The following is a 6,585-nucleotide window of genomic DNA, read 5'->3' as shown; positions in this document are numbered from 1 at the left end:
TTGCCCGGGCCGCCCGCGCGGCAGACGCGCTGCCGCTTCTGCCGGTTGTACATCCAGAACGTCAGCAGGCCGTATCCCACAAGAAAGATGGCCGTCAGGATACATACCACACGGAAATAAAGCCCGCCGAAGAATGCCTGCACGCGTGACACCGCATACAAAAAACCGTTCCGGGCCACGTCCTGCCCTGCAATGAGATCCACGGTGCCGACCAGCGCGCCGTTCAGCGTCAGCGTCACGGTGCCGACCTTGTCTCCCATGGCAATGGGAGCGTCCACGCTTTCGGGCACATCGAAGGTTTTTTCCAGCAGCTCGTCGCTGTCGTTGGGCAGCACGGTCTTAAGGTCGCCGGCGGGGTAGAGCATCAGCGTGTCCGCTTCAGAGGAATAATTCACCTTGACCTCCGTCACGGGCGAACCGGTGTCGATGGAAGGCTTGATGGAGTAATTGGCGAACAGCCAGTCGTAGATGGTGGCGGTGTCATGAAACGAATAAGCATAGTCGTCCTCGGCCGCGTCCCACGGCGCGCCCAGCACCACGCCGATGTATGTCTCGCCTTTGTCGTTGACGGCGGCGGAGACAAAGTTGCGGCCTGCGGCCTGCGTGGACCCCGTTTTGATGCCCTTGATGTAGGAACGGTATACAGCAGAGGAGGGCTTGATCATAGCGTCCGAACTGAGAATGGTGTACGGCTCGCTGTGGCTTTCCGCAGCGGGCATCTGGTAGGTCGCCGTACCCACGACGGTGCGGAAAATCTCGTGCTTCCAGCATTCCTGGGCGATAAGCGCAAGATCATGGGCGGAGGAGTAGTTGCCCGCCTCCATCTCTGCAAGCCCGTTGGTGCTGGTGAAATTGGTGTTGGTGCAGCCCAGCGCGGCCGCGCGGGCGTTCATCAGCGCGTAAAAGTTGTTCAGGTTTCCGTTGCCCAGGTAATACCCCACGGCCTCGGCGGCCTCGTTGGCGCTTGGCAGCATCATCGCGTACAGCATGTTCAGCGCGCTCACGGTCTCACCCGGCCAAATGTCGGCCGTGGATGAATCCGGGTTGGTGATGGGAGGGACATACAGGCTTCGTTCGGCGGTGATTTTGGTGTTTTCCAGGTCGCTCACATTTTCCATCAGCAGCAGCGCGGTCATCAATTTGGTCAGGCTGGCCACGCTTCGCTGCTCGTCCGCGTTTTGTTCAAATACCACGATGCCCGTGTCCAGGTTGACGAAATAAGCCGACTGCGCCGTGATGGACGTACCTTCGGGGAGCTCGTACCCGGCGGCAAAGGCGCGCGGCGAAAGAAAAATAACGATAAGAAACAGGGCTGCAAGCCCGGCAGCGCATTTTTTCATATGGAAATTCCTCGCAGAAAATGTTAAGATAAAAGAAACACCTGCATAGTATGACCCGGCAGGCGTGAAAAAAGGCTGTTCATACTTTAGATTATAGCAGATTGGCACGAAAATGAAAAGGATTTTTGCCGCCGCGCGCATTCTGCGCGCGCGGAGCGAAATACAAACGGGAGGGTAAAACTATGGAGATCAAACGCAACGGGGCAAACGGCCGCCGCGCGCAGAGCGTGTCGTACAACGGCATCCTGTACACCAGCGGCATCACCACCACAGACCTGGACGCCGATATCACGGGCCAGACGCAGGACGTCATCCACATCATCGACAACATTCTGGCGCGCAACGGCATTGACAAAACGCGGGTGCTCACAGCTGCCATCACGCTGGCGGACATGGCCGATTACGGCGCGTTCAACGCCGTGTGGGACGCCTGGGTCGTGGACGGCTATGAACCGGCGCGCAGCGTCACGGGCGGCCAGCTGGCCGTGCCGGAATACAAAATTAAAATTTCGGTGACGGCGGCGCTTTGAGCCCGCCGGAAGGGGGCGTACCGCATGAGCAAATACGTCATGGCCCTTGACCAGGGCACGACGTCCAGCCGCGCCATTATTTTTGACGAGCACCAGAACATCGTCAACATGGCACAAAAGGAATTTACACAGCATTATCCCAAAGCGGGCTGGGTGGAGCACGACCCGCTGGAGATCTATGCCTCCCAGTACGGCGTGCTGGTGGAGGTGCTGGCCCGCAGCGGCATGGAGGCGGGCGAGATCTCGGCCATCGGCATCACCAACCAGCGCGAGACGACCATCGTCTGGGACAAAAACACCGGCCGTCCGGTGTACAATGCCATCGTGTGGCAGTGCCGCCGCACGTCCGATTTCTGCACGAATCTTGTGGAGCGGGGCTATGCGGACGAGATCAGGGCCAAAACAGGCCTGCTCATCGACGCATATTTCAGCGCGACAAAAATCAAGTGGATCCTGGACAATGTGGAAGGCGCACGTGAGCGGGCCGAGCGGGGCGAACTTTTATTCGGCACCGTGGACACCTGGCTCATCTGGAAGCTGACGGGCGGCGCAGCCCATGTGACGGACGTCACCAACGCCTCGCGCACGATGCTGTTCAACATCCATACGCTGGAATGGGACAAGGACATCTGTGCGCTGCTCGACATTCCCATGTGCATGCTGCCCAAAGTTTGCGATTCCAGCATGGTGTACGGTGCGGCGCGCATCGGCGGGGCCGAAATACCCATCGCGGGCGCGGCGGGCGACCAGCAGGCCGCCCTGTTCGGCCAGACATGCTTTGCGCGGGGCGATGTGAAAAATACATACGGCACGGGCTGCTTTATGCTGATGAACACAGGGGACACACCTGTGGAGAGCAAAAACGGCCTGCTCACCACCGTGGCCGTCGGCCTGAACGGGAAGGCGACCTATGCGCTGGAGGGCAGTGTGTTCGTGGGCGGGGCGGTCATCCAATGGCTGCGGGACGAGCTGAAGCTCATCAACGAGAGCGCCGACAGCGAGTATTTCGCAAATAAAGTGAAAGACAGCGCGGGCGTGTATGTGGTGCCCGCGTTCACCGGGCTGGGCGCGCCGTACTGGGATATGTACGCCCGGGGCGCCATCCTGGGGCTGACGCGGGGCGCCGGGCGCAACCATATCATCCGCGCGGCGCTGGAGGGCATCGCCTACCAGACGCTGGATGTGCTGAAAGCCATGCAGGCGGACAGCGGCGTGCAGTTCAAAGAACTGAAGGTGGACGGCGGCGCTTCGGCAAATAACCTGCTGATGCAGTTCCAGGCCGACATTGCGGGCGTGACGGTACGCCGTCCGATGATCCGCGAGACCACGGCTCTGGGCGCGGCATATCTGGCGGGCCTGGCCACAGGCGTCTGGCGCGACCTGAACGACATCAAGGGCCAGTGGACGCTGGATAAGCTGTACGAGCCGCAGATGGAAACGGCCCGTGCGCGGGAGCTGGTGGACGGCTGGCACAAGGCAGTGGAGCGCGCCCGGGGCTGGGCGTAACGCGGCCGGAAAGCCGCGCTGCCGTTACAATAAAATCCATGCGGACAAAAGCAGCCGCGGCGGGGAGACTCGCCGCGGCTGCTTTTGTTGTACGAAAATTTATTTCCAAGGCCTCTTCCCGGCAAAAAAACAGCCCGGACCCGTTTCAGGGCGCGCAAAGAAAGAACCGTGCGCTGCGCTGAGTATCAAAACGCGGCTGTTCTGCATGTACTGTACTATCACGGCTGAACAGACGGTATGCGGCGCCGGGTGTCCGGCGCGCCGTTACAGCCGGCATGCCGCGGCGGGGCGCGCCGACGCGGCGGGAGAGGGGGAGTGCGCCATGGAGATTTTGCGCGTAGAGGACGTCGGCCACAAATACCAGGCCGAAAACGGGGAAGTCACAGCCTTCGAGCACATCAGCTTCACTGTACAGAAGGGGGAGTTTATGAGCATCGTGGGGCCGTCCGGCTGCGGAAAAAGCACGCTGCTTTCCATCATTGCCGGGCTGCTGCCGCCCACTTCCGGGCGGGTCTATGTGGACGGAGAGGTAGTCACAGGCATTTCAAGGCACATCGGCTATATGCTGCAGCGCGACAATTTGCTGGAGTGGCGCACCATTTTAAGCAATGTGCTGTTCGGGCTGGAGATCCGCGGCGCCAAAACGCCGCAGAACGTGGCCCGCGCCCGGGAGCTGCTCAAAACCTACGGCCTGTATGAATTCCGCCACAAATACCCGCGCCAGCTTTCCGGCGGCATGCGCCAGCGCGTGGCGCTCATCCGCACACTGGCCACAGGGCCGGATATCCTGCTGCTGGACGAGGCGTTTTCGGCGCTGGATTATCAGACGCGCCTGAACGTCACCGACGATGTATACCGCATTTTGAAGCGGGAGCAGGTTACCACGCTGATGGTCACGCATGATATCCCGGAGAGCATCAGCATGGGGGATAAGATACTCGTCCTTTCCGCGCGGCCCGCGCAGGTAAAGGAGATCCTGTCCGTGGACTTCGGGCCGGGGCGCTCGCCGCTCTCGTGCCGGGCCAACCGGCAGTTCGGCCCTTACTTCGACCATATATGGAAAGAGCTGAGTACCGATGAAAAAAGCTAGACCGACGAACCCGCCCGCCGTCTCGCGCGAGCGCACGCTGTATCTGCGCCGCAAAAGGCGGCGCACCCATCTGGTGCACGCGTGCCAGATCGGCTTTCTTGTGTTCTTTTTTGCCCAATGGGAGATATCCGCCCGGCTGGGGTGGATCGACAGCTTTATCCTCAGCCAGCCATCGCGCATCCTGGAAACGCTGCGCAACATGTCCCAGAACCATTTGATGATGCATGTGGGCGTGACGCTGTATGAAACGCTGACGGGCTTTGTGCTGGGCGTGCTGCTGGGCGTGGCCATCGCCGTCGTGCTGTGGTGGTCCGGCTTTGTGTCCCGCGTGGCGGAGCCTTATCTGGTAGTGCTCAACAGCCTGCCCAAGATCGCGCTGGGGCCTGTTATCATCATCGTCGTAGGCGCGGGCACCGAGGCCATCATTTTCATGGCGCTGGCCATTTCCCTCATCGTCACGGTGCTGGAGATGCTGGCGGGCTTCCGTGCCACCAACCCGGAAAGCATTAAAATGGCGCGCACCTTCGGCGCCACAAAGTGCCAGGTATTCACCAAGATCGTATTTCCGTCCAATATCAACACATTGTTTAATTCATTGAAAATCAACATCGGGTTATCACTGGTGGGCGTTATTGCGGGCGAGTTCCTCGTCAGCAAGGCCGGACTGGGGTATCTGATCGTATACGGCGGGCAGGTGTTTCAACTGGACCTCGTGATGTCCAGCGTGCTCATTTTGTCCGTGATGGCGGCGCTGATGTACCAGAGCGTGGTGCTGCTGCAAAAATTCGTGAGCCGTTGGTTCGGGGGCTGACGGCAGGCGGAACAGGGGGAATAAGCGCGGCGAAAAGCGCCGGGCTTACCAATAAAGAAAGGGTGGTAATAAATGAAAAAAGGTTTGGCGCTTCTCCTGTGTGTGTGTCTGGCGCTGACGGCTCTGGCGGGCTGCAGCGGCAAGACAAAAGAAATGCAAAAGGTGACGGTGTGCGAGGTGACGCATTCCATTTTCTATGCGCCGCAGTATGTGGCGCTGGCAAAGGGCTTCTTCGCGGACGAGGGGCTGGACGTGGAGCTTTCCAACGGCGGCGGCGCGGACAAAGTGATGAGCGCGGTGCTTTCCGGCAACGTGGACATCGGCTTTGCGGGGCCGGAGGCCAGCATCTATGTATACAACGAGGGTAAAGAGGACTACACCGAGGTATTTGCGCAGGTAACGAAATGCGACGGCAGCTTTTTGGTGGGGCGCGAAAAGGACGCCAGCTTTACCTGGGATAAGCTGGCGGGCAAGCACATCCTGCCGGGCCGCAAGGGCGGCGTGCCGTATATGGCGTTTGAGTATGCCATCCGCAAAAACGGCATGGACCCGGCGTCCGACCTGCTGCTGGACAACAGCATCCAGTTCGACAACATGACGGGTGCGTTTTTGGGCGGCACAGGCGACTATGTGACGATGTTCGAGCCGACGGCGTCCTCCGTGGAAGCCGAGGGCAAGGGCTACATCGTGGCGGCTGTGGGCGAGGAAGCGGGAGAGATGCCCTACACCGCGTATTTTGCCAAAAAGAGCTTTATCGAAAAAAACGCGGATATGATCCAGCGCTTTACCAATGCTGTGTACAAGGGCCAGAAATGGGTGGCGGAGCATTCCGCCGCCGAAATCGCGGAAGTGGTCAAAGACAGCTTCCCGGACACCGATATTGCCCTGCTGACCAGCGCTGTCCAGCGCTACAAGGACATCGGCGCGTACAGCACGGACCCGGTGCTCACGCAGGAGAGCTTCGATTTGCTGCAAACGGTGATGACAGCCGCAGGCGAGCTGGAGAAAACAGCGCCGCACGACGTGATCGTAAACAATACCTTTGCGGAAAAGGCGATGCAGTAAAGCGATACGACACAATAAAAAAGCGTCCCGCCAAAGGCGCGTTGACGCAAGAAAACATCGGTTTTGGGCTGACGGTTTTGGCGCACAGCGTACTCAAAAAGCCTGGCAATCCACAAAGGATTGCCAGGCTTTTTTCGCGCACTGTACATCCAAAACCGCCGGGCCAAAACTGCGCAGCACCCTTGAAACGGGAATTTTCGATGCAGAGCAAGGAAAATTGCCGCAGGCACCCTTTGTGGTTGT

General features: G+C 59.6%; 6 protein-coding genes. 5 read left to right on the top strand and 1 reads right to left on the bottom strand.

The genetic code is table 11. The features are described from left to right. Positions 1-1,340, bottom strand: a 1,340-nt coding sequence (locus tag IIY41_RS10210; protein WP_287400610.1) for a D-alanyl-D-alanine carboxypeptidase family protein, incomplete at its 3' end; no start/stop codon positions are given. A gap of 182 nt (positions 1,341-1,522) precedes the next feature. Between IIY41_RS10210 and IIY41_RS10205 the strand changes: the two genes are divergently transcribed. The 5 genes from IIY41_RS10205 (at position 1,523) to IIY41_RS10185 (ending at position 6,342) form a co-directional block, all read left to right on the top strand. Further along, positions 1,523-1,870, top strand: a complete 348-nt coding sequence (locus IIY41_RS10205; RefSeq protein ID WP_009324769.1) for a RidA family protein — start codon at positions 1,523-1,525, stop codon at positions 1,868-1,870. A 24-nt stretch (positions 1,871-1,894) separates the two neighbouring features. Continuing rightward, positions 1,895-3,376 (top strand): glycerol kinase GlpK, encoded by a 1,482-nt coding sequence (gene glpK / locus IIY41_RS10200; protein ID WP_055081218.1) that lies wholly within the window; start codon positions 1,895-1,897, stop codon positions 3,374-3,376. Positions 3,377-3,698: 322 nt separating this feature from the next. After that, on the top strand, positions 3,699-4,466 hold the full coding sequence (locus IIY41_RS10195) for an ABC transporter ATP-binding protein (RefSeq protein WP_009324767.1): 768 nt from the start codon (positions 3,699-3,701) through the stop codon (positions 4,464-4,466). Further along, a complete protein-coding gene (locus IIY41_RS10190) occupies positions 4,453-5,277 on the top strand; it encodes an ABC transporter permease (protein WP_058723547.1) in 825 nt (274 codons plus the stop codon). The genes IIY41_RS10195 and IIY41_RS10190 overlap by 14 nt, the downstream gene beginning before the upstream one ends. 72 nt (positions 5,278-5,349) lie before the next feature. Then, a complete protein-coding gene (locus tag IIY41_RS10185) occupies positions 5,350-6,342 on the top strand; it encodes an ABC transporter substrate-binding protein (RefSeq protein WP_009324765.1) in 993 nt (330 codons plus the stop codon). Positions 6,343-6,585: the final 243 nt, after the last annotated feature.

The organism is Ruthenibacterium sp., from assembly GCF_017421385.1.
In the GTDB taxonomy this organism is placed as follows: Bacteria; Bacillota; Clostridia; order Oscillospirales; family Ruminococcaceae; genus Ruthenibacterium; species Ruthenibacterium lactatiformans.
This window is presented reverse-complemented; position numbering and strand designations above follow the sequence as displayed.

Coding starts and splice junctions, on each gene's coding strand:
- IIY41_RS10205 (WP_009324769.1), top strand. CDS start 1,523: ATGGAGATCAAACGCAACGGGGCAAACGGCCGCCGCGCGCAGAGCGTG.
- glpK (WP_055081218.1), top strand. CDS start 1,895: ATGAGCAAATACGTCATGGCCCTTGACCAGGGCACGACGTCCAGCCGC.
- IIY41_RS10195 (WP_009324767.1), top strand. CDS start 3,699: ATGGAGATTTTGCGCGTAGAGGACGTCGGCCACAAATACCAGGCCGAA.
- IIY41_RS10190 (WP_058723547.1), top strand. CDS start 4,453: ATGAAAAAAGCTAGACCGACGAACCCGCCCGCCGTCTCGCGCGAGCGC.
- IIY41_RS10185 (WP_009324765.1), top strand. CDS start 5,350: ATGAAAAAAGGTTTGGCGCTTCTCCTGTGTGTGTGTCTGGCGCTGACG.